This is a genomic window from Pseudoxanthomonas spadix BD-a59, from assembly GCF_000233915.3.
Classification (GTDB): Bacteria; Pseudomonadota; Gammaproteobacteria; order Xanthomonadales; family Xanthomonadaceae; genus Pseudoxanthomonas_A; species Pseudoxanthomonas_A spadix.
On sequence record NC_016147.2, the window covers coordinates 2,963,127 to 2,981,996 of the forward strand.

Genomic DNA, 18,870 nt, shown 5'->3' on the forward strand with positions numbered 1-18,870 from the left:
TGCAGTCATGGAGCAGAGACGTCTGCTCCGCACGTTTGCCCTGGGCCGGGGGTTTGTTGTGATTTTCCCTCGCTGTTTGTGCCAAGACCGTTACGCATCAAGCCCACGACATGCCGCGCAATGGCCTCTGGGTCTTCATGCTGTCGCTGGTAGCCCGGCAGGAAACGTCGCACCGACCGGGTTTCAAAGGGATAGATCACCAGACCGATCAGTGAAATGACGAAAGACTGGGGGTCATGGCCTGGAGCGACCTCAACGGCGAGATGACGCAGTGCGCTGAATAAGTCTCGAAAGACTTGATCGGCCAGGCTTTGCAGGCGCCGCTCATCGCTGTCCAGCAGTACCCACTGGATCAGGCGTCTAAAGTTCTCTTCCTTGGCGAGCAGGCGCGCGAACTGGAAAACGAAGGATTCGAGCCGGTCCCAAGGATTTCCTGCGCCGTCAAAAAGGGCCTTCAAGGGCTCCATTTTTTCTTCAAAGGCACAGCCGACCGCATCCAGATAGAGCTGATCCTTGTCGGAGAAGTAGTAGTAAAGCGCCGCTTGGGTGAGGCCGGCGACGGCAGCGACATCGCGCATCGAAACGCCGTCATAGCCGTACTGGGCAAATAGAGGCGCCGATAGCTCGAGAATCTCTTCCCGCGTTTTCCTTTTGGGGATGCCTTTAATCATCTGACTGCCCATGGACAGGCTCCAACAATGAACTTAACGAACGTTCAGTAACTATACGCCGTTGTGCTATTGATTGGCAAGCTGCCGGCGGAAAGTCTTGTTTAGGTGTCCGCGCCGCCAGATTTTGGAATGTCCGGTGGGGAACTGGCAGACTCAACTTCCAAGTGCAGTTCACCCGGATTCTGCCGCGGCACGTCGTCTACCCCTTCTGATACCGGGCCTGCGCCTTTGCGCTGAACCCCGGTGGCCGCGCGTTTGCCTGCTCGATCGGCAGGCACCCAACGGGTGCGGGTTGCTTGGGTCGGGCCACAAGCGGGGCAAACAGCCGGGCCCACAGCGGGCCCGGCGTTGCAGGCATGACCGCCGTCAGCCGAGGGCCATCAATCCTGCGGCATCTTCAGATCGTACTGGGCCGGCGGCGTCCCACCTGCCAGGTGGCGCACGAAATAGTCCCAGCGACGGCGCGCCACGTAGGCAGTCAGCGAGCCATAGCCGTGGCGCGCATTGGGGATCATCAGCATGTCGAAGTCCTTGTTGGCCTTGATCAGCGCCTCGGCCACCAGCAGCGACAGGTACGGCGGCACGTTATCGTCCAGGGTGCCGTGGACCAGCATCAGGTGGCCCTTGAGGTTGCCGGCCAGGGACTGGTTGGCCTGGCTGTCGTAGTTGCTCTTGCCGTCCTTTTCGATCAGTTCGCCCTGGTAGCGCTCGGCCCAGTCATCCTCGTAGCCGCGGTTGTCGTGGTTGCCGCTTTCCGACCAGGCCACCTTGAAGAACTCCGGATAGCGCAGGATGGCCGCGGTGGAGGCATTGCCGCCGCCGGAGTGGCCCCAGATGCCGGCGCGTGAGAGGTCGATCCACGGATGGCGCGCGGCCAGTTCCTTCATACCCGCCACCTGGTCGGGCAGCGTGTTGTCGGCCATGTCGCCATACCAGGCATCGTGGAAGGACTTGGAGCGCCACGGCGTACCCATGCCGTCAATGGCCACCACGATGAAGCCCAGTTCGGCCAGCGACTGATTGTCGACATGGGTGGCCAAAAAGCTGCGGCCGCGCACCGAGCCGGTCTGCGGGCCGGGGTAGATGTAGTTGACGATCGGGTACTTTTTGGACGGATCGAAGTTGGAGGGCTTGAACATCACCCCGTACAGCTCGGTCCTGCCGTCGCGCGCCTTGACCGTGAACGGCACCGGCGGCACCCAGCCGGCAGCCTTGAGGCGGGTGATGTCGGCGCGGGCGACTTCGGAGACCTCGGTCCCGTCGGCCGCGCTGCGCAGCAGCGTCACCGGCGGCACGGTGGTGGTCGAATAGGCATCGACGAACAGCTTGCCGTCCGGCGACAGCGACACGGTGTGGTCACTGGGTTCAGGCGTGAGCAGGATCGGCGCGCCACCGTCCAGGCTGGCCTTCCACAACTGCTGGTAGTACGGGTTGATGCCGGGGGTGCGGCCGACGCCGCGGAACCACACGGTGCGCGAAACCGGATCGACCTTGAGCAACTCGGTGACGTTGCCTTCGCCGGTGGTGATGGCGTGCTTGAGCTGGCCGGTGGTCAGGTCGTACAGGTAGAGCTGGCCCCAGTCGGAGCGCTCGGAAAACCAGACCGCCTCGTTGGTCTGCGGCAGGTAGGCCCAGCTGGCCGTGCCGTTGCCGCTTTCGTACTGGGTCTTGACGTGCTCGGAGAACACCGTGCGCACCTGACCGGTGGCCACATCGGCGATCCGGAACCACGCATCCTTGTGGAAACGCGAGGTGGAGACGAAGGCCAGCGCCTTGCTGTCCGGTGCCCACTTCACATCGTCCCAGCCGCCGTCCGGGCCGCAACTGATGTCATCGCACAGCGTGGAACGATGCTGGTCCGGGGCCATCTTCAGGCGGGTGACCTTTCTGGTGGGCACCTCGATCACCACGCGCTCGATCATGGTCACCTCCTTGTCGCCGGGCAACGGATATTTCCATGACTCCAGCTTCGGGTGGCCCACCTGGGTGTTGACCAGATACATCTGCCCGGTCTTGCGCTGGTCCTGCTGGAAGGTGGCGATCCTGTTCGAATCCGGCGACCACTCCACGATCGCCTTATCGGTGTGCTTCCAGCCGGCGTTGTCGGTGGCGTAGCCGTAATCCTCGACCCCGTCGGTGGTCAGCTGGGTCTCCTTGCCGGTGGCCAGCTCGCGCACCCACAGGTTCCAGTCGCGAACGAACGCCTCGGACCGCTTGTCCGTGGACAGCGCGCCGGGCTCCGGATCGGCCTTGGCGTAGACCTTGGCGCAGCGGGCGTTGGCATCGCAGACCACCTGGGTGTCACGCACGGCGAAGCGGTAACGGCGATCGGCGGTCAGCGCGATCTTGCCCAGGCCCAGCTTCTCGGCCTTGATCGGCTTGTCGCCTGTGGCCAGCAGGGTGTTCAGCGCAGCCGCCAGCGCCTGGGCGTCGAACAGCGGCGCGGTCCTGCCGGTGGCCACGTCGGTCTGCAGCAGGCGGTCGCCAGTGGCGTCGTGGTCGGTGTAGACGAAGTGGGTGGCGTCCAGCCAGGTCACACGGGTCACGGCGTGGTCGACCAGCGGCTGGGCGAACAGCAGCTTGTCGGCCCGGGCATAGTCGGCGTAGGTCACGGTCGGGGTCTGCGCGCAAAGGCCGGCCGACAGCGCGGCCAGGACCAAGGCGCCAAACAGGCGCGGGGCAGTGGATGTCAGGTGCATGTGGATCCCAGGCGAAGACGGAGCACGCCGGCGTGGACCAGCGCGTTTGCGAACGGCCGATCGTACCGCCGCCGCGTCCCGGCTTCCCCTGCCAGAGGTCCCGCTCGGGGTTGCGTCGGCCACGCAGTCAACTGCCATTTCACAGCCGAGTTCATCACAATGTGACCGCCTGGCCTTCGCCGGGCCCATGGCGGAAGGTCCGTCGCGGCCGCGCAGGGGTGCCACGTTGAAGCATTCATTCCTGATGGATGACGGCCAGCTGGGACGGCTGATCGCGCAACACGACTGGGCATCGACCAGCCTGGGTCCGATCGACGACTGGCCGGACGCGTTGCGCACCGCCGTCGCCCTGATGCTGCAATCGCCGGTGCCGATCGTGACCCTGTGGGGCCGCGAAGGGGTGATGATCTACAACGATGCCTATTCCAGGTTCGTCGGAGAGCGGCATCCGTCGCTGCTGGGCTCCAACGTCCGCGAAGGCTGGGGCGAGATCGCCAGCTTCAACGACAACGTGGTGAGCCACGTGCTGCTGGGCAACCAGCCGCTGTCCTATACTAAGCCAAGCGTTAGTAAGCCTCATGCCGCGGCACAGGCGCATGTAGGCGTGCGGAAGAATCCAGCAACGATATGCGGGAGCTTCTGGAGTCGGCGCAGGGCACGACTGACGGCGGCCTTCATTGTGGCCCTTGGTCTGCACGGTGGCTTTGGCAACGCGTGCCTTGACGTGGTTCCAGACCAACTCGTCAGGGTTGAGGTCAGCTGAGTACGGGGGGCAGGAAGAACAATTCGATGCGATCGGCGTGTTCTTCGACAAAAAGCTTCACTAGCCTGGCCTTGTACGAAGGGTGGCCGCCGACGATCAGGAAGATCTTCTGCGTCTGGCCGGCAATCAGGCGCTGCAGGAATTGCTTGAACACCTGGCCATTGACGCTGCCCTCGACGCTCATGAAGCGGAAATGGCCGCGCGCGTTGACCGCCGAGAGTATGTTGAAACCAAAGCGCGCCCCGGTGGCCTTGACCACCGGGGTCTGTCCAACCGGTGCCCAGGTGGTTCCGGCATGATGGTCCGAACGGATGCCTGATTCATCGGCAAAGAACACCAGGGCGCCTTCGCGCTTGGCCCGGGCGACGATCTTCGGGTACTGCTTGGCGTGCCACTGCGCAACCAGTAGCGGATCCTGTTGCCAGGCTCGGTACAGCGGGCGCTGCGGCGAGTAGCCCAGGCGCTTCATCGTAAGCGTCCGCCCATCACACCTACCAGAACGCGTCCCAGCTCGCCACGCTCGCGCCCGATCAACCGGGAGCGAAGAACGTGGCGATGCAAATGGAACGGCGGCGATTCTGGGTGGGGCATGTGGCGCGCTTCGATGCAAGCGGTCTGACTCGGCGGCAGTATTGCGATCGGCACTGTCTGGCGCCAGCAACGCTGGACTATTGGCGGCGGCGCGCTCGCATGGAGCCCGCACCGGCGTTCGTGCCCGTGCAGGCCCGCGCCGGGTCTGTCGCCGTGGTCGCAGCGACCGCCGCTTCCGTGCTGCACCTTCGCCTTGGAGAGGTTGATCTCACATTGCCCGCCGATGTCGATCCGACATGGCTCGCATCGCTTCTGCGGGCGCTGCGCTGATGCGCGCGTCGCGTTGGTTCATGGCGGTGGCGCCGGTCGATCTGCGCTGCGGCATGGATCGTCTGCTCACGATGGTGCAGTCGGCTTTCGGTCGCGATGCGTTCGATGGATCGGCCTATGTGTTCCGCAATCGCAGTGGTACGCGCATCAAGCTGCTGCTGGGCGATGCCACCGGCGTGTGGCTGTGCGTGCGCCGCCTGCAGTCGGGCAGCTTCGTCTGGCCGCGCGAAGACGACGAACTGTGCGAGCTGTCGGCCGAGCAGTTCGAGTGGCTCTGCGCAGGCGTCGACTGGCGTCGACTTTCCGTGCCGAAAACGCTTGCAAAGATGCTCTGATCCGATAGCCTTCGCGGCATGGATTTGGCGCAGCTTTCGACCATCACCGATGCGGACGTGCTGCGCGAACTGGTCGTTGAAAAGATCGGCGAAATCGCCAAGCACCAGCAGACGCTGGCCACGCGCGATGAAACCATCCGCAACCGCGACATCCACATCGAAGCATTGACGCACGAGATCGCACGCCTTCGGCGCGTGCAGTTCGCGGCTCGCTCCGAACGCATGAATCCGGAGCAGCGCGCCCTGTTCGACGAGAGCATGGACGCCGACCTGGCCGCGGCCGAAGCGGCGCTGGAAGCGCTGCGGCAGCCCACCGACATGTCCGAACCGGCAGCGCCGCGCAATCGGCCCAAGCGCCGCCCGCTGCCGCCGGAACTGCCGCGCGTGACCACCGTGCACGAGCCCGACTGCCAGGGTTGCGAACGCTGCGGCGGCGCACTGGTGAAGATCGGCGAACACGTGCGCGAGCGGCTGGCCTGCAAGCCGATCGAGTTCTTCGTGCAGCGCCAGGTGTTTGCGCAATATGCCTGCCGTCCGTGCGAGCGCGTTGTCGCCACGCCGGTGCCGCCGGCGATCCTGGATCGCAGCCAAGCCGCACCGAGCCTGCTGGCGCAGAGCCTGCCCCCGCGAAGGCGGGGGTGGCGGTCGCCAAGTACGTCGATCATCTGCCGCTGTACCGGCAGGAAGCGATCTACGCACGCAGCGGCGTGCCGTTGTCGCGCTCGACCCTGGCCGAGTGGATCGGCGCGGTCGGTGTCGCCCTGCAGCCGCTGGTGGATGCCACCCGCCAGGCGCTGCTGTCGTGTCCGGTGCTGCACGCCGACGAAACCCCGGTCGCGCAGCTGGAGCCCGGCCGAGGCCAGACCCGGCGCGCCTACTTGTTCGCCTACCGCAGCGACAGCGAGCGACCGCTGATCGTGTTCGACTACTGCGCCAGCCGCAGCGGTGTGCATGCACAGCGGTTCTTGGGTGAATGGCGCGGGGCGCTGATGGTCGACGACTTCGCCGGCTACAAGGCGCTGTTCGCCGACGGCGTTACCGAACTGGGCTGCTGGGCGCATGCGCGCCGCAAGTTCGTCGATCTGGAAAAAGCCAGCGGCAGCGCGATTGCCCCCGAAGCGCTACACCGCATCGCGGCGCTCTATCGCATTGAACACGAGGTGCGGGGCGCCGATCCGCACACGCGTCACGCCTACCGGCAGCAGCACGCGGCGCCGATCGTGGCGGCCCTGCACGAATGGCTGCGTGAGTTGCACCCCAAGGTGCTGGGCAGCAGCGGCACCGACCGCGCCATCGCCTACACCCTCAAACGCTGGCCGGCACTGGTGTGTTACTTGGACGACGGCCGCTATCCGATCGACAACAACCCGATCGAAAATGCCATCCGTCCGATCGCATTGGGTCGCAAGAACTGGCTGTTCGCCGGCTCCGGGCCGGCCGGCCGGCGCGCCTGCGCGATCATGAGCCTGCTGGCGACCGCCAAGGCAAACGGCCACGACCCGCATGCGTGGCTGAGCGACGTGCTCGAGCGACTTCCCGTCACCAGGAACAGCGACATCGCCACCCTGCTACCGCATAGCTGGCAACCGGCCGGCTGAGAACTGCCGGAGTGAATCGCTGAGGGGAAGGTGTGATCAGCGGACGCTTACGCTTCATCAGTCGGCCCACCGAGACTTCGCTCAGCGAGACCGCGAACTCACGGCGGATCAACTCCCGGATCATCGACAAGGTCCACACCGCAAACTCGAACTGGCACTGCAGCGGAGACTTGCTTTGGATCATGCGCAGCAGCTTGGCCACCTGCTTGGGTCCGAGCTTTGGAGGTGCACCGGCGATCGGCTTGGCCTTCAGTGCGTCCAGGCCACCGTAGTGATACGCCAGAAGCCACCGATAAATCTGCCGCCAACTGATGCCAATCCCCTGGGCCACGGCCTCAGGGCTTTCACCAGCGTCAATGCGCGTGACTGCCGACATCCGAATCTGCTCCAGCGCCTGATGACTGAAGCTGCGCAGGTCAATGGATTTTTTTCATTCCATTAGCCTGCTTGCGAAGTATAAGGCTTTACTAATAAATCCACTTTTATTTCAAAGCACTCTCTTAGAAACGAATGACTGTCTTAAGCCAGAAATTGTCACCCTGCGGCCGATTACGCGCTGAAAATTCTCGCTGGTATTGGAACCACACTTGGATGGGATCGAAGTTATACTTGAGCTCTGGACCTACGGCGAAAACACGACCTCGAAAGCCGTCCGAACCGACGCGCATGCCGCCAACTCGGTCATCTGTCGTTTGCCGCAACACGTACCCTCCGATGCCGGCCGTCAATGGTCCAGCGTTCCAACCAGCAGCGTAGTCGGCGTGAAACACTTGTCCGGACTTATAGTTCGTGTCGTCGTTCTTCTCGTTGAAGTCGTACATAAGCTTCAAATCCAACTGCGGACCATTCGGTTTTGAATAGGAAGCTGCGAAGACCAGTTCATAAGTGCCGAAGCCAGGACTTGGGTTGGCGACCGCGCGCGGGTCATACTTCCCTGTGTTGAAGAAAATGTCGATGCCATAGGCCAAATGAAAATTTGGAAGCGGGTCGGATGTCGCGAACAGCGTGAGATCGAGGTTGCCCAAACCGGTCCGCTCCTGCCGCAAGGCGGGCGTGTGGACCGTCAGGTTGACAACTGGAATCAACACCATCATCCCGAACCTCTGCCCCCCCCAAAGCTCCGGGCTGACGACGAGGACGCGGGGATCTATCGAGTTTGCTTCGATACTAAAGTTGGGAATGGAACTCTTCCCGTTCCTGTCATTGAAACGGTCTGCCGAGTAATGATTGGCATAGACGACGGTATAAATACCCGGTGGCGGGGGCGTGACAAGATAGCTCTCCGCCCCATTTGGATAATTCCCTCCCCCTGCCTCAGTTGCGACGGCCGATTGCGATCCGAGGCCAAGCATGACCGCTCCGAATCCGATGATCCGACTCCAGCGACAGCATTTAGACATTATCCTTGCTCCTTGAGTGTGGATTTTCATTTCTGAGTTTTTGGTATACGCACGATGAGCCCGTTCATGCTTTCAGTTAGCTCGATCTGACAGGCAAGGCGAGAGCCGGGCTGACGGTTGACTGCGTAGTCAAGCATCTCGTTTTCCAGATCGTTCGCCGGCCCGGCTGCGGCGACCCAACTTGCGTCCACAATCACGTGGCAGGTCGCGCAGGCGCAGGCCCCACCGCATTCGGCCAAGATTCCCTGAACTCCCGACTGGACAGCAATACGCATGAGGGTCGTGCCAAGCGCTGCACTCCGGACCTGCGAAGTGCCGTCCTCGCTCAGAAAGGTCACGGCGATCATCGCGCCACCATCCCGACGCAAGCGGCGCGAAACGGTATCGCGGGATCGCTCAGCAGATCTGGATCGAGAATTCCAGCGCGGCCCATAACCTGCCGGGCCGCTAGAAAATCGCCCGGCGCACCGACCGCTTCGACAGCGAGCAGATGCCCTGAAGGCGTGAGATGCGCGACTGTGATTCGGTCGGATCCCGGACGTGTTCTGACAACGAGCGCCGCCCCCTGGGGCACTAGGCCCGCAGTCTGCAGTTTGTAAGCATACTGATCGGACCAGAACCAAGGGACTTCTAGAGGTGGTGGCGCGCTGCCGCAAAGATCCGCAATGACCTGGCGCCCCTGCTCTAAGGCGCTTGGCACACTCTCGAGACGAACATTGCCCTCATGGCCGGTGACAGGCCTGCTCGTGCAGTCGCCGATCGCGTAGAGACCAGGACAGACCCGCGCGGCTGAATCAACTTTGATAGGACCGTGGTGGAGTAGTCCGGCCTGCACAGCCAACCCGGTATCCGGCTCCACGCCCACACAGGACAGAACGGCATCGCATGCGATCCGAGTGCCGTCATCGAGCAGGACCGCTGACACCTTGCGATCCTTTCCTTCGATCTCGACTGCGGTGCGCCCGAGATGAAAAACCACGCCCTGGGCCTCGTGCCGAGTACGCAACCAGGCAGCCATGGTTTCGCTCGCGGTGCGGGCGAGCAAACGGTGCGCCCGCTCGACAACAGTCACCGTCACGCCTGCGGCGCGGAGGGAGGCGGCGACTTCGAGGCCGATCGTCCCGCCGCCGAGGATCACGAGGCGGGCGCCAGGCGGACTTGCGGCACCAAGTGCGACAGCGTCGGCTAATGTGCGTAGCGCGCCGACGCCGTCCAGAGTAGACCCGGGGATATCAAGCACACGAGGCCGTGCACCGGTAGCCATCACAAGCACGTCGAACCCTTGGCAGGTTCCATCGTCCGTGCTGACCGTGCGGGCAACGGGGTCCATCGCTGTCACTGCTGACCCGAGCCGGAGATTGATCCCTGCGGTTGAGTAGGCAGGGGCGGGACGTAGCTCAAGCTCGTCACAGGCCGGCGCCGGCCAACGTTTGGACAGCGGTGGCCGTTGGTAAGGTAACGCGGTCTCGTTACCGAACACAGTAATGGGGCCGCGCCATCCGGCCTCACGAAGGCCGATGACAAACGCGCCCGCCGCATGTCCAGCGCCAATTACGCCCACTGAACGATCCAGCCCCTCACGCATGTGCGCAGCCCATCGTGAATGCGACATTCTCAGGTTTGGGGATATCAGACTCAAAGCCATCGCCGCCCTCCTCGGATACAAGCTCGCCGTTACGACTCATGCACGTCCGTAAGGCGCGCTCCTGAAAACTATTCGGGCGCCGCGGTAAACCTCCGCGCACGAAGGTACCAACTGACGCATCGGCCGTGCTGCTGTCCAAAAAGCCAACCCGCCAACTGGCTGCCGCAAATCGCAATGACCGACAGCGCGAGGATCGTGGTTGAGATACATCGGCCATGGTCTCGTGCCGCTGCTTGATGGAACGGTCGAGATTAAGCTGGTACTGGATGGAAGCCGAACTGAGGCCGCTCTTACGAGCGACCAATAGGCGATCTTCGGCCAATGGCGCGCGAAGGGTTTCCAGCTGAACCTTGCAGGCAACCCCCACGGGATCGCTGATACTGGCGGGTCGTTGGGCGATGAGTGGATACGCAGCCCATGACGCAGGCGCACCGGTCAGCGGCACGGTAACAGCGGCAGTCATGCGGCCGTCAATGCGAAGTCACGGGTGATGCGCGCAAACGCAACGGGATGCTCGATCATCGCCCAGTGACCGCAATAGGGCATGATATAGCCGGATGATTGCTCGATTAAATCCAGGAATTTGTAGGCATTTGAAACTGGAACAACTTTATCGTTCTTACCGTTGACGACCAAAGTTGGTACACGGTTCTGTCGAATATAGGCCTCGGGGTAAAAGAGGCCATTCTGTTCACGGATCCATGCCATGGCTGCCGCGTAAGCCCGGCGCGTATCTGGGTCGGTTGCCAGGGAGAAGCGATAGTCGATGAGCGCATCATCAATGACGAACGCGTCTGTCGTCAGGGCGCGGACCAGGCGGACCATTCCATCGCGCGTGAAATCGTAATGGATGACGGGCTTGAGGTCCTCGTGCACCTGCGTGTTGAGCCCGGCACTGCCCATGAGTATGAGCTTTCCAATCAATTCCGGATGCTCGACCGCGATACCCAAGGCGGTGGCGCCGCCCATGGAGTTGCCGACGACAAGCGGCGCGTCCAGGTCCAGGGCTTTCAGGAACGCGGCCATGTGCCGGATGCGGGCCTGTTGAGAGTAGACGAAATCGCCATTGGGCTTGCCCGTGTGACCGAAGCCAAGCATGTCAACGGCGATCACCCTGAAACCGTCACCCAGTGCCGGAATGACGTCCTTCCAGTTGCCCCAGCTATCCGCGCCAGCGCCGCCACCGTGGATCAGCACGATGGGCTTGCCAGCACCGACGTCGATGAAAAAAGTCGACACGCCATCCACCATGATGTTGTGGCCATGTACGTCTAGATTAATCACACGCAAATCTCCTGATATACGCCGGAGGGGCCTCCGGCGCGTAGGTGTTGTCAATAGTGGTAACGAACGGGCTAGGCAGCGATTGCCATGCCGGCCATTCCCGTCATCCATTGCGGCATGGCCTCGTAGTAGACCGGTACCGCCTTTGCGCCGGGCAGCATGGACGCTGCCATCATCCAGTTGACGATTTCGAGCCCACCATTCCCGCCATCACGCAAAATCTCTTCGACAGATAGGTCCGCCAACAGCTCAGGCGCGCCATTGGCCAAGGCATCCATCACGGCCTGGTCAAACACGCTGTTCACCTTGCCGTGGCCCGGGATATTGATCCAGTGTGACAATCCCCCGGTGCCAATGACCACGATCCGCTGATCGCCTGGTAAAGCAGACAGCGTCCTGCGCAAGACTTGGGCAAGCGCGAGACATCGGCCCGGCGTTGGCGCCGGATCCATGTTGATGTTCACCAGTAGCGGCAGGATCGGGATCGAGCTGGAAGGGTCCAGGAACATGAGCGGGATGGCTATGCCATGATCCGGCCGATACTCCTCAGCCTGAGTCAGGTCGAACCCGGCTGCGGCGGCATCGCGACAGAATTGCATGGCAAGAGCACGATGGCCGGGCCGCGGAGTCTGCGGGATGTCCATGTCGCCGAACGGGGTGAAGCTATCCGACAGGCCCACGGTAAAGGGCGGTTGCAGGCGCAAGTTAATGTTGAACATGTGATCGCTGCTAATCGCCACGATCAGATCTGGCTTGCACTCCTGCGCCTTCCGGCCCAATTCCTGAAGTCCGGCGAACACGCGGCCCGCCTGCGGGTCCGACGACTTATCACCGAATAGGACGTGCGAGGTAACGAACACACCAACTATGTTGGCCATTACGCCTTCTCCTTCAGAAACCTACGCACGCTGATCATCTTCCAAGAACCTACGTACGCTGATCATCTTCGTCATCTCGGGATTTACCGCCATCGCGTAGTGCATCTGCAGGATCGGATGCACCCCTGCCCCGGCCAGCGCATTCCTGTCGCCGGCGTCGAGGGCCGCCCGCTGCTTCGCATCGAGACCGTAGCGGTCATACAGGGCCGACCGGTCTTCCTGCAGCAGGGCCAGGTTGCCTGGCGTGCTGAACAACTCCTGAACCAACCGATTCACGGCGTAGCAGTCCATCAGAGGTGCTCGCGCGACTGGATGCCCCGGTTGTGCTCGGATGCCAGACGGCGCCACTCAATGATCGACTTATCCGGCTCATAGAGAATCTCATTGATCCAGCCACGGTCATCCTGGTAGAACCGCTGGGTCGAAAGGCGGGCCATGACGTCGTCGTCGTTGAAGCCGTGCAGCGCCATCGACACCCACTTTTCGTCGAACTCTTGCTTGAACTCGTCCGTCTCAGCCTCGGTCGGACACAGTTTTCCGATGGTCTGGAAATACAAGTGATTGTCCTCGTCAATCGGCACGTACCACTCGTATTGCGTGAGTCCCGGATTGGGGAAGGGCTCGACCCGTAGCACGCACGGAAGCCACATCGAGATGTTTTCGGCGACTCGCTTGCTGCCCATGTTGCCGCGAATCTTCACCTCACCCTCGATCGTTCCTTCGAACACTGGCACCGAATGCTCGCCGATCAAGTCGAAGACACCTTTGGGGCGTCCCGGCTCGATCTCTGACCGAGTAAGCTGGGCGGAGCTGCCAGGCGCAAAGCCCAGCGGAAGGGCAATGTCGTTCCCCTTCAGCAGGATCGAATCCTTGTGGATGTAAACGTGTCCTGCGTCGAACCCGTTCTCCGCTGCAATACGCCAGTTGGATGCCACCTCACGGTGCAACCCGAACACCGTCCGGTCTGCATCAAGAAATCCCGGAGGGACGTCTTCAGACAGATCGGTCGGTTCCCGATCACCGACGTAGACGAACACAATGCCCTTCACCTCCTGCACTGGATAGGAGCGAACGTTGTGCCGTCCGATCTGGATGCTCTGGGGATTGGTGAGGATATCGACCAGCTTGCCGGTGTCCCAACGGTAGGTCCAGCCGTGATACCAGCAGCTTATGGTATCTTTCGTCAGACATTCGAGTTTGTCCGAGAAGGCAACTCCACGGTGCAAGCACCGGTCCTTGATCGCGTAGACCTTACCGTCGATCCGGTTCAGCAAGATCTTTTCACCCAGCAGCTTGATAGGGACGGGTGTCTGCTCCAGGACCTCATGGGCAAAGCGGATGGGATACCAATGATTGCGGAAACCCAGCTTTGCCTCGACATAGCGAGCCCAGCCCTTGACTTGGCTGAGCACTTCGGGGGAAACCAATGCTGTCATGATAGAGACTCCAAATTATCGGACAATAGTGAATAAGGCATGGTCTTGCGTGCGGTGTGACGCCTTTCGTGCAGGTAGTCAACAGGGCTTCACGCTGGCGAGCAGCGTTGTTGCGCCCCACTCGATCAACAACATTATCGGACAATCTTGAATGAAAATTTCTCGTGTCTTGATACCAGATTCCGTTAGGACTGTCAACAGAGCTTGAGGATGGTGAACCTGAACCTAAGCCCCTACCGAAAATTCATAATTATCGGACAATCTTGAATGAAATTTTTCCTTCACGCGTTGATACCATCTGGACAGAAGTTAGTCAACACAAATTTGGGGGCGATGAGGACGAGTGCCGACCAACGCCCGGCAAACGCCAGTTCGCACGGGTTGCCTGCGGCGCGTGGGCAACATTGGTTGCATGCCACTTTTGCGACCGCGACGTCCTGCACCAAGGTCAGCTGCAGACGCGCCACGCCATGACTGCAAGGCCTGCCGGAGCACGTTCAACGCGCGGGCGGAAACGCCGCTGGCGCGCCTGCAACACAAGAAGAAAATGGTCCAGGCAACGCGGGCCCCTGACCATACGCAGCAGGTTACAAAACGGTACGCCTGACGCGGAGCTGGGGGGTTTGGATGGCGGCACAGGTTTTTTTTATGGTTCAAGGCAAACGCCATGCCTTGCACAGAGCTTCGAAGGCGGCGACACGCTTATCCTGGAAGCATCCAAGGGCAGGAAGTAAGCGCGATGCAGCGTCAGGCTCGCAAGAGAGGTGGCAAGCCCGTCAACCCCGAGGATCTCTGATGGAAGGGGACCAGCACTCGCCGCGCGTGACTGGCTATGATGATGGGCTACAGTGAAGAAATGTCCTAGATCTCCACGGAATTGCCACCAAGGGACTCCCCAATTATCTTGGCCAGTGCAGAATAAGCGCTTTGAGACAATCCCGCATCCGGTGCCTTGATCCTCAGGGCCAATTAAGACTCAGACCATGTCAACAGGCAATGCCATAAGAACCACAATGCTTGAGCAACCTTGCCCCGCATCAGACCCGCATAAAGGCGAAGCCATCATCCGCTCCGAGCGCGTTCGGCGCCCTCGCGGCAGCGTCGTCAATGTGGTCAATCGCATCCGCGCCGACATCTTCGAGGGGCGGATGACGCCAGGCCACCGCTTGGTCGAGTCGGAGCTAACCAGCGCCCTCAATGTCAGCCGAAGCACCATTCGGGAGGCGTTGAACAGGCTCGTCGCCGAGGGTCTGGTCCAGATCGAGCCGAACCGTGGCGCCTGGGTTCGGCGCACGAGCCGCCAGGCAATGCGGCAGATGTTCGCGGTGCGAGAGCTGCTAGAAGGCCAGGCCGCACGCGAGATGGCCGAGAAGGCGCCCGGCAGTCCGCAGGCGATCGCCAGACTTCGCCATATTCGGGCGATCGAGGCAGCCCTCGACCTGAAAGCTGACGCGCTAGCCTTCATGGCGGCCAACAAGGAGTTCCACACTGCCGTTCTGGAGCTCTCAGGAAACGAGGTGCTGCAGCATCTGGTGCCGCAACTGCAGTTTCCACAATTTCGGGCAGCGTTCTTTTGCTTCTTCTCGCCTCGGATCTCGGAGCAGTCCATGGTCGATCACCTTGCGATCATAGATGCTGCAATTGAGGGCGACGCCGATCGAGCGCAGGACGCGATGCGGGCGCATGTTCGCGGCACCGCGAACCTCGTGCTCACCATGGGAGATGAGTTCTTCGCCCCGTGAGCGGGTGCCTGCGCTACCGGTGACGAAAATTCTTGGGGCGACACGCCGCGGTTTCGGACGGCCTTTCCAGAAACCTGGCACGGTAAGCGGCGGCAAAACGACCGAGATGATTGAAGCCGCAATCCATCGCCACCATCGAAATCCCGCGCTCTCCCTCTCCGGACAATAGTCGCTTGCGAACCGCGTCGAGACGAAACTCGCGGAGCGCTTGAGTCGGACTGCTACCGCGAAAACGACGAAAGCTTTCCTGCAAGGTGCGCACCGGTACGCCGACCGACTTGGCAATGTCGTCCAGCGTAATGGACTCGTGCAGATGTGCCTCAATGTAAGACTCTGCCAGGCGCACGGCCCCTGGGGCGAGTGACGGGGCTCGGCTGGCCACGTCCCCCTGACCCCGCGTGAGCAGGGAGACCAGGAAGCGTTCGCAGTCCAGTGCCAGCCGAGGGTCGCTGCGCGCCAGCGCCACCATATCTGGGTCAGCCAGAAGCGATTGCACCTGGCGGAAAAAGGGACCCATTTCCGGTCTTCCGACGTCGATCGCCGATCGCAGCCGGTATCCTCCCTTGCCCGGATGAAGGAGGCGACGGTCGATCCGCACGACAAACTGCTCGGAATCTTCCGAGAACCGGACCAACAAGCGGTCGCCTGGGTTTAGGGCGACCCCGCGGGTTTGCTCGATCGCGACTTCGCCGCGTGGCAAGACCGCTTGCGCGCGACCCCGAAGGCAGAAGATGAGCAGGTGGTAGTCTGCAAGCGACTGCGTCTCAACCTCCATCGCGCCGAAGCCAATCGTGCCGAAACCGATACGATCCAGCCGGACGAAGTCCATATGGGCACGGAACGGTCCCGCTTGCCATGCCGGCGTGAGCCGGTGAGGTTGCATGATTCCGGAGATGCGCTCGCGCGTTTCATCCACGTCCGCCGAATCGAACAATCGGTGGGTCCGAAGAACGGGGGTCGGGTTGAGCTTAAGAACCTCGCGCACGCAACGTATCCAGCAACGTATGTTCGTATCCGATCATCATGGGCTTGTAATGTCAAGAAACATTCACGGAACTCTCTATGGCGGGCCATCGCGCTGCATCCGGTGCTTTTCCCTGTGCTCCGCCACTCGCCTAGCTCGGGGCCTCCATTGACCTCGACGCCGCGGACCGACTGGATAACGCCATCAGTCAGAGCCCAGCAAGCGGGGCCAGGCAACGTTGCGCAGATTCTGAATCGCCCTGGATCTATGGACGCTCAAAACGGCTGCGCGCGCACAACTGGCCAGCAAGCACGCGCGACGCAAATGGCCGAAAAGTGCTTGCTTCCAAGACTAAAGACCACTTCGACTCGCCGAAAGCGCCCACACGATTCCGCAAAGGCCCACTAAAATCAACGGACCGAGACCTCAATCCGGCCGCCTACGACCCGAACTCGGTAAGTCTGTACGGGATTAACGATCGGCGACGACCTTGGCAACCCAGTCGCGATCTCCACCAGCCCTTGGTGCAGCGGGCATTCGACGCAGCCATTTTCGACGAAACCGTCCGAGAGCCTCGCCTGCCCGTGTGAACACAGGTCATGGAGCGCATGGAGGCTGTTGCCCACACGGAACACCGCAACCTGTATTCCACCCGCGACGCCGGCGACCACCCCATCGTCCTGGAGGGCGTCAGCAGCCCCGACGTCATACCAGTCCGGTTCGCGCGGCATCAGATCGGTACCGCCAGCAACGTATGCACCCGGAGCGTGTCGTAAATCACACGACGTTGCTGGAAACGCCAGCCAGCGTCGGTCCTCACCAGTCGGTCCTGGTAGCGACCAGCCTGATAGATTTCCGTGGCGCCGTCCTGCCCAGTGTTCAGCACCATGTAGCTGCTGCTCGCTTCGACCGTGTCGGCGTCGATCGCCTTCCATTGCAGGCCAGATGTGAAATGCCGATAAACCGGTTTCTCGTAGATGTTCGCCTCTCGCAAAGAGATCACCCGGTCGCGCAGCATGCGCGCATTGTCGCAGTGGATCACCGGCGCCGGCAGACCCGCATCCTCGTTCTCCTTCGGGATGATCTCGTAGAGGCAGTCCTCGGTGAACAGGCTGGGCCACTCCTCCAGCCGGTCGTTATCGAGCACGTCGGCATACTGGTCGAATACCTCCTGGAGCTCCAGGCGCATCAGCAGCCGGTCTACCCTAGCATTTGCGAAAGCATTCATGGGCGGGCCGCCTCCAACTGCATGTCGTCGAAGTCCATGAGGCCCTGGTAGCCCACCCAAAAGCGTCGAATGAGGCTTTCAGTAATCAGCGTGTCCTGCTGCTCTGGTGCATCGCGGGACATCTCGATAAACGACGTCTTATCGCCATCCCGTATTGTGCCGCGCTGTACCAGCTCCGTGGCTTCGGTATCTTCCATGGAGATATATCCGGCCGGGCCGACCAAGTTGGCCTGCTTAATGCGTAGCTTGCGCATCTCAGGTGTGTCGTCTGCATATCCGAAGAAATGAAAAATAAGCTCGAAATGGTTCGGCCCCTTCGGCAGGAGCTGTCGGGCCACCAGCGTGTTGTGGATCTGCTGGATCACCAGCTGCGGAAAGATCGCCTGGATATGGTTGGTCGAGAGCTCCGCGAACTCGGGTACCATCGCCAGGATGCTGTCGTCTTCGAGTTTGAAACCCTCGTCGTAGGAGCGGATGTTCTGTGCGGCGTAGTCGGCGGAGGTCGTGTCCTCTTCGTTCTTCACCGCAAGTATGATGCTGTGCAACCCCTGCGCCTCGTCTGGCCGGCAGGTCGCCTTCATGCCGACGCGGAAGATGTTGAACGTGGTGTGGAAAAGGTGCAGCAGGCTGGCGTGATAGGGGTCCTTCACGTTCTCCATATACAGCTTCCAGTTGCTGTCGGAGTATTGCCGGGTGCAACCTAAGTATTCGATAGGCCGGTTGAAGATGCGATCCACGAAAGGCCGCATCTGCGGCCCGATGTAGTCGGAAAGGGGCGGCGCATCGTCGCTGAACGAGGCGAACACCAAGCCCGCGTAGCTATCGCAACGCAAGGTCTGCAGGTTGTGCTTGGCCGGGTCGAAGTCCCGGGGCATGCCAGTCTGGCCCTTCTGGCCGCGCCGGAACGGCACGCCCTGCAGGTTGCCCTTCGCTCCGAAATTCCACTGGTGGTAGACGCAGCTATGCGACAACGCGTTACCACGTGGTGCCCGACATATCACGGCTCCTCGGTGGGCACAGCGATTGACCCAAGCGTGCAGTGTGCCGTCATCGGCCCGGGTCATCACCACTGGCGTGTCGCCGACGAACGTACTCTTGTAGTCACCTGGGTTGGGGATCTCGGCTTCGAGCCCTAAAAAGCTCCAAGTCGTGCCGCGGTAAATTTGCTCCTGCTCTCTATCATAGATCTCTTGGCTGCTGAACACCTTGTAGGGCACGCGTGACCCGTCGGTGTGCGGAAAGACCGCTAGCGGTGTGGCGATCATCGAATTCTCGTTCATGGCTTGGCCTCTGCACTATGCTGCTTGAATGATTACGTCTGCCGTGATCACTCCACTATCCACTTTACGCAGCGCGCACCGGCTCT

At 61.5% G+C, this 18,870-nt stretch carries 20 protein-coding genes and 2 pseudogenes; 6 read left to right on the forward strand and 16 right to left on the reverse strand.

Features of this window, described 5'->3' with window-relative positions; translation table 11 throughout:
• Positions 1 to 5: 5 nt before the first annotated feature.
• Both DSC_RS15780 and DSC_RS13380 read right to left on the reverse strand, forming a co-directional pair.
• On the reverse strand, positions 6 to 683 hold the full coding sequence (locus DSC_RS15780; protein WP_014161720.1) for a TetR/AcrR family transcriptional regulator: 678 nt from the start codon (positions 681 to 683) through the stop codon (positions 6 to 8).
• 368 nt (positions 684 to 1,051) lie between these two features.
• Complete coding sequence (locus DSC_RS13380) at positions 1,052 to 3,370, reverse strand: S9 family peptidase (RefSeq protein WP_014161721.1); 2,319 nt, start codon at positions 3,368 to 3,370, stop codon at positions 1,052 to 1,054.
• Positions 3,371 to 3,596: 226 nt separating this feature from the next.
• On the opposite strand from DSC_RS13380, the gene DSC_RS17010 reads away from it, so the two are divergent.
• Positions 3,597 to 4,133: a hypothetical protein gene (locus DSC_RS17010; protein ID WP_193384085.1), complete on the forward strand. Its 537-nt coding sequence runs from the start codon at positions 3,597 to 3,599 to the stop codon at positions 4,131 to 4,133.
• Here the strand turns inward: DSC_RS17010 and DSC_RS13390 are convergent.
• A pseudogene (locus tag DSC_RS13390) lies at positions 4,126 to 4,602 on the reverse strand (IS630 family transposase); the annotation flags it as partial. The gene DSC_RS17010 and the pseudogene DSC_RS13390 overlap by 8 nt on opposite strands.
• A gap of 86 nt (positions 4,603 to 4,688) precedes the next feature.
• On the opposite strand from DSC_RS13390, the gene tnpA reads away from it, so the two are divergent.
• From tnpA to tnpC, 4 genes and pseudogenes are all read left to right on the forward strand, one after another.
• Positions 4,689 to 4,994 (forward strand): IS66 family insertion sequence element accessory protein TnpA, encoded by a 306-nt coding sequence (tnpA, locus tag DSC_RS16750; protein ID WP_425476623.1) that lies wholly within the window; start codon positions 4,689 to 4,691, stop codon positions 4,992 to 4,994.
• Positions 4,961 to 5,329, forward strand: coding sequence for an IS66 family insertion sequence element accessory protein TnpB (gene tnpB, locus DSC_RS13395; RefSeq protein WP_014161724.1), 369 nt, complete (start codon positions 4,961 to 4,963; stop codon positions 5,327 to 5,329). The genes tnpA and tnpB overlap by 34 nt, the downstream gene beginning before the upstream one ends.
• 222 nt (positions 5,330 to 5,551) lie before the next feature.
• A pseudogene (locus tag DSC_RS17300) lies at positions 5,552 to 5,812 on the forward strand (IS66 family transposase); the annotation flags it as partial.
• Positions 5,813 to 5,865: 53 nt separating this feature from the next.
• Complete coding sequence (gene tnpC, locus DSC_RS13400) at positions 5,866 to 6,927, forward strand: IS66 family transposase (RefSeq protein WP_202944887.1); 1,062 nt, start codon at positions 5,866 to 5,868, stop codon at positions 6,925 to 6,927.
• Here tnpC and DSC_RS16295 read toward each other — a convergent pair.
• The 9 genes from DSC_RS16295 to DSC_RS13435 form a co-directional block, all read right to left on the reverse strand.
• Positions 6,869 to 7,348 (reverse strand): helix-turn-helix domain-containing protein, encoded by a 480-nt coding sequence (locus DSC_RS16295; RefSeq protein WP_425476624.1) that lies wholly within the window; start codon positions 7,346 to 7,348, stop codon positions 6,869 to 6,871. The two genes, tnpC and DSC_RS16295, sit on opposite strands and share 59 nt — an antisense overlap.
• A 79-nt stretch (positions 7,349 to 7,427) precedes the next feature.
• Positions 7,428 to 8,357 carry a SphA family protein gene (locus DSC_RS16300; RefSeq protein ID WP_083833564.1) on the reverse strand — a complete coding sequence of 310 codons (930 nt, stop codon included), beginning with the start codon at positions 8,355 to 8,357 and terminating at the stop codon, positions 7,428 to 7,430.
• Positions 8,354 to 8,674, reverse strand: a complete 321-nt coding sequence (locus DSC_RS13410) for a 2Fe-2S iron-sulfur cluster-binding protein (protein WP_014161728.1) — start codon at positions 8,672 to 8,674, stop codon at positions 8,354 to 8,356. The genes DSC_RS16300 and DSC_RS13410 overlap by 4 nt, the downstream gene beginning before the upstream one ends.
• A complete protein-coding gene (locus DSC_RS16305; RefSeq protein WP_083833565.1) occupies positions 8,671 to 9,972 on the reverse strand; it encodes an FAD-dependent oxidoreductase in 1,302 nt (433 codons plus the stop codon). The genes DSC_RS13410 and DSC_RS16305 overlap by 4 nt, the downstream gene beginning before the upstream one ends.
• Positions 9,905 to 10,435 carry an FAA hydrolase family protein gene (locus DSC_RS16935; protein WP_158308245.1) on the reverse strand — a complete coding sequence of 177 codons (531 nt, stop codon included), beginning with the start codon at positions 10,433 to 10,435 and terminating at the stop codon, positions 9,905 to 9,907. Before DSC_RS16935 ends, DSC_RS16305 begins: the two co-directional genes overlap by 68 nt.
• On the reverse strand, positions 10,432 to 11,256 hold the full coding sequence (locus tag DSC_RS13420) for an alpha/beta fold hydrolase (protein ID WP_014161730.1): 825 nt from the start codon (positions 11,254 to 11,256) through the stop codon (positions 10,432 to 10,434). Before DSC_RS13420 ends, DSC_RS16935 begins: the two co-directional genes overlap by 4 nt.
• A 71-nt stretch (positions 11,257 to 11,327) precedes the next feature.
• Positions 11,328 to 12,134, reverse strand: a complete 807-nt coding sequence (locus DSC_RS13425) for a DODA-type extradiol aromatic ring-opening family dioxygenase (RefSeq protein WP_014161731.1) — start codon at positions 12,132 to 12,134, stop codon at positions 11,328 to 11,330.
• 21 nt (positions 12,135 to 12,155) lie between these two features.
• Positions 12,156 to 12,425 carry a subunit of meta cleavage enzyme gene (locus DSC_RS13430; RefSeq protein ID WP_014161732.1) on the reverse strand — a complete coding sequence of 90 codons (270 nt, stop codon included), beginning with the start codon at positions 12,423 to 12,425 and terminating at the stop codon, positions 12,156 to 12,158.
• Positions 12,425 to 13,570 carry a Rieske 2Fe-2S domain-containing protein gene (locus DSC_RS13435; RefSeq protein WP_014161733.1) on the reverse strand — a complete coding sequence of 382 codons (1,146 nt, stop codon included), beginning with the start codon at positions 13,568 to 13,570 and terminating at the stop codon, positions 12,425 to 12,427. Before DSC_RS13435 ends, DSC_RS13430 begins: the two co-directional genes overlap by 1 nt.
• 1,013 nt (positions 13,571 to 14,583) lie before the next feature.
• Between DSC_RS13435 and DSC_RS13440 the strand changes: the two genes are divergently transcribed.
• Positions 14,584 to 15,312: a GntR family transcriptional regulator gene (locus DSC_RS13440; protein WP_014161734.1), complete on the forward strand. Its 729-nt coding sequence runs from the start codon at positions 14,584 to 14,586 to the stop codon at positions 15,310 to 15,312.
• 13 nt (positions 15,313 to 15,325) lie between these two features.
• Here the strand turns inward: DSC_RS13440 and DSC_RS13445 are convergent, their stop codons facing one another.
• The 4 genes from DSC_RS13445 to andAc form a co-directional block, all read right to left on the reverse strand.
• Complete coding sequence (locus DSC_RS13445) at positions 15,326 to 16,297, reverse strand: AraC-like ligand-binding domain-containing protein (RefSeq protein ID WP_014161735.1); 972 nt, start codon at positions 16,295 to 16,297, stop codon at positions 15,326 to 15,328.
• 389 nt (positions 16,298 to 16,686) lie between these two features.
• Positions 16,687 to 17,007 carry an anthranilate 1,2-dioxygenase ferredoxin subunit AndAb gene (andAb, locus tag DSC_RS17595; RefSeq protein WP_014161736.1) on the reverse strand — a complete coding sequence of 107 codons (321 nt, stop codon included), beginning with the start codon at positions 17,005 to 17,007 and terminating at the stop codon, positions 16,687 to 16,689.
• Positions 17,007 to 17,504 carry an anthranilate 1,2-dioxygenase small subunit AndAd gene (gene andAd, locus DSC_RS13455; RefSeq protein WP_043290708.1) on the reverse strand — a complete coding sequence of 166 codons (498 nt, stop codon included), beginning with the start codon at positions 17,502 to 17,504 and terminating at the stop codon, positions 17,007 to 17,009. Before andAd ends, andAb begins: the two co-directional genes overlap by 1 nt.
• On the reverse strand, positions 17,501 to 18,784 hold the full coding sequence (gene andAc / locus DSC_RS13460) for an anthranilate 1,2-dioxygenase large subunit AndAc (RefSeq protein WP_043290711.1): 1,284 nt from the start codon (positions 18,782 to 18,784) through the stop codon (positions 17,501 to 17,503). Before andAc ends, andAd begins: the two co-directional genes overlap by 4 nt.
• Positions 18,785 to 18,870 lie beyond the last annotated feature (86 nt).

Bases quoted from the DNA above. Each gene is read 5' to 3' on its own strand.
- DSC_RS15780 (WP_014161720.1), bottom strand. From the start codon at position 683: ATGGGCAGTCAGATGATTAAAGGCATCCCCAAAAGGAAAACGCGGGAA.
- DSC_RS13380 (WP_014161721.1), bottom strand. From the start codon at position 3,370: ATGCACCTGACATCCACTGCCCCGCGCCTGTTTGGCGCCTTGGTCCTG.
- tnpA (WP_425476623.1), top strand. From the start codon at position 4,689: ATGCAAATGGAACGGCGGCGATTCTGGGTGGGGCATGTGGCGCGCTTC.
- tnpB (WP_014161724.1), top strand. From the start codon at position 4,961: ATGGCTCGCATCGCTTCTGCGGGCGCTGCGCTGATGCGCGCGTCGCGT.
- DSC_RS16300 (WP_083833564.1), bottom strand. From the start codon at position 8,357: ATGAAAATCCACACTCAAGGAGCAAGGATAATGTCTAAATGCTGTCGC.
- DSC_RS13410 (WP_014161728.1), bottom strand. From the start codon at position 8,674: ATGATCGCCGTGACCTTTCTGAGCGAGGACGGCACTTCGCAGGTCCGG.
- DSC_RS16305 (WP_083833565.1), bottom strand. From the start codon at position 9,972: ATGGCTTTGAGTCTGATATCCCCAAACCTGAGAATGTCGCATTCACGA.
- DSC_RS16935 (WP_158308245.1), bottom strand. From the start codon at position 10,435: ATGACTGCCGCTGTTACCGTGCCGCTGACCGGTGCGCCTGCGTCATGG.
- DSC_RS13425 (WP_014161731.1), bottom strand. From the start codon at position 12,134: ATGGCCAACATAGTTGGTGTGTTCGTTACCTCGCACGTCCTATTCGGT.
- DSC_RS13430 (WP_014161732.1), bottom strand. From the start codon at position 12,425: ATGGACTGCTACGCCGTGAATCGGTTGGTTCAGGAGTTGTTCAGCACG.
- DSC_RS13435 (WP_014161733.1), bottom strand. From the start codon at position 13,570: ATGACAGCATTGGTTTCCCCCGAAGTGCTCAGCCAAGTCAAGGGCTGG.
- DSC_RS13440 (WP_014161734.1), top strand. From the start codon at position 14,584: ATGCTTGAGCAACCTTGCCCCGCATCAGACCCGCATAAAGGCGAAGCC.
- andAb (WP_014161736.1), bottom strand. From the start codon at position 17,007: ATGCCGCGCGAACCGGACTGGTATGACGTCGGGGCTGCTGACGCCCTC.
- andAd (WP_043290708.1), bottom strand. From the start codon at position 17,504: ATGAATGCTTTCGCAAATGCTAGGGTAGACCGGCTGCTGATGCGCCTG.
- andAc (WP_043290711.1), bottom strand. From the start codon at position 18,784: ATGAACGAGAATTCGATGATCGCCACACCGCTAGCGGTCTTTCCGCAC.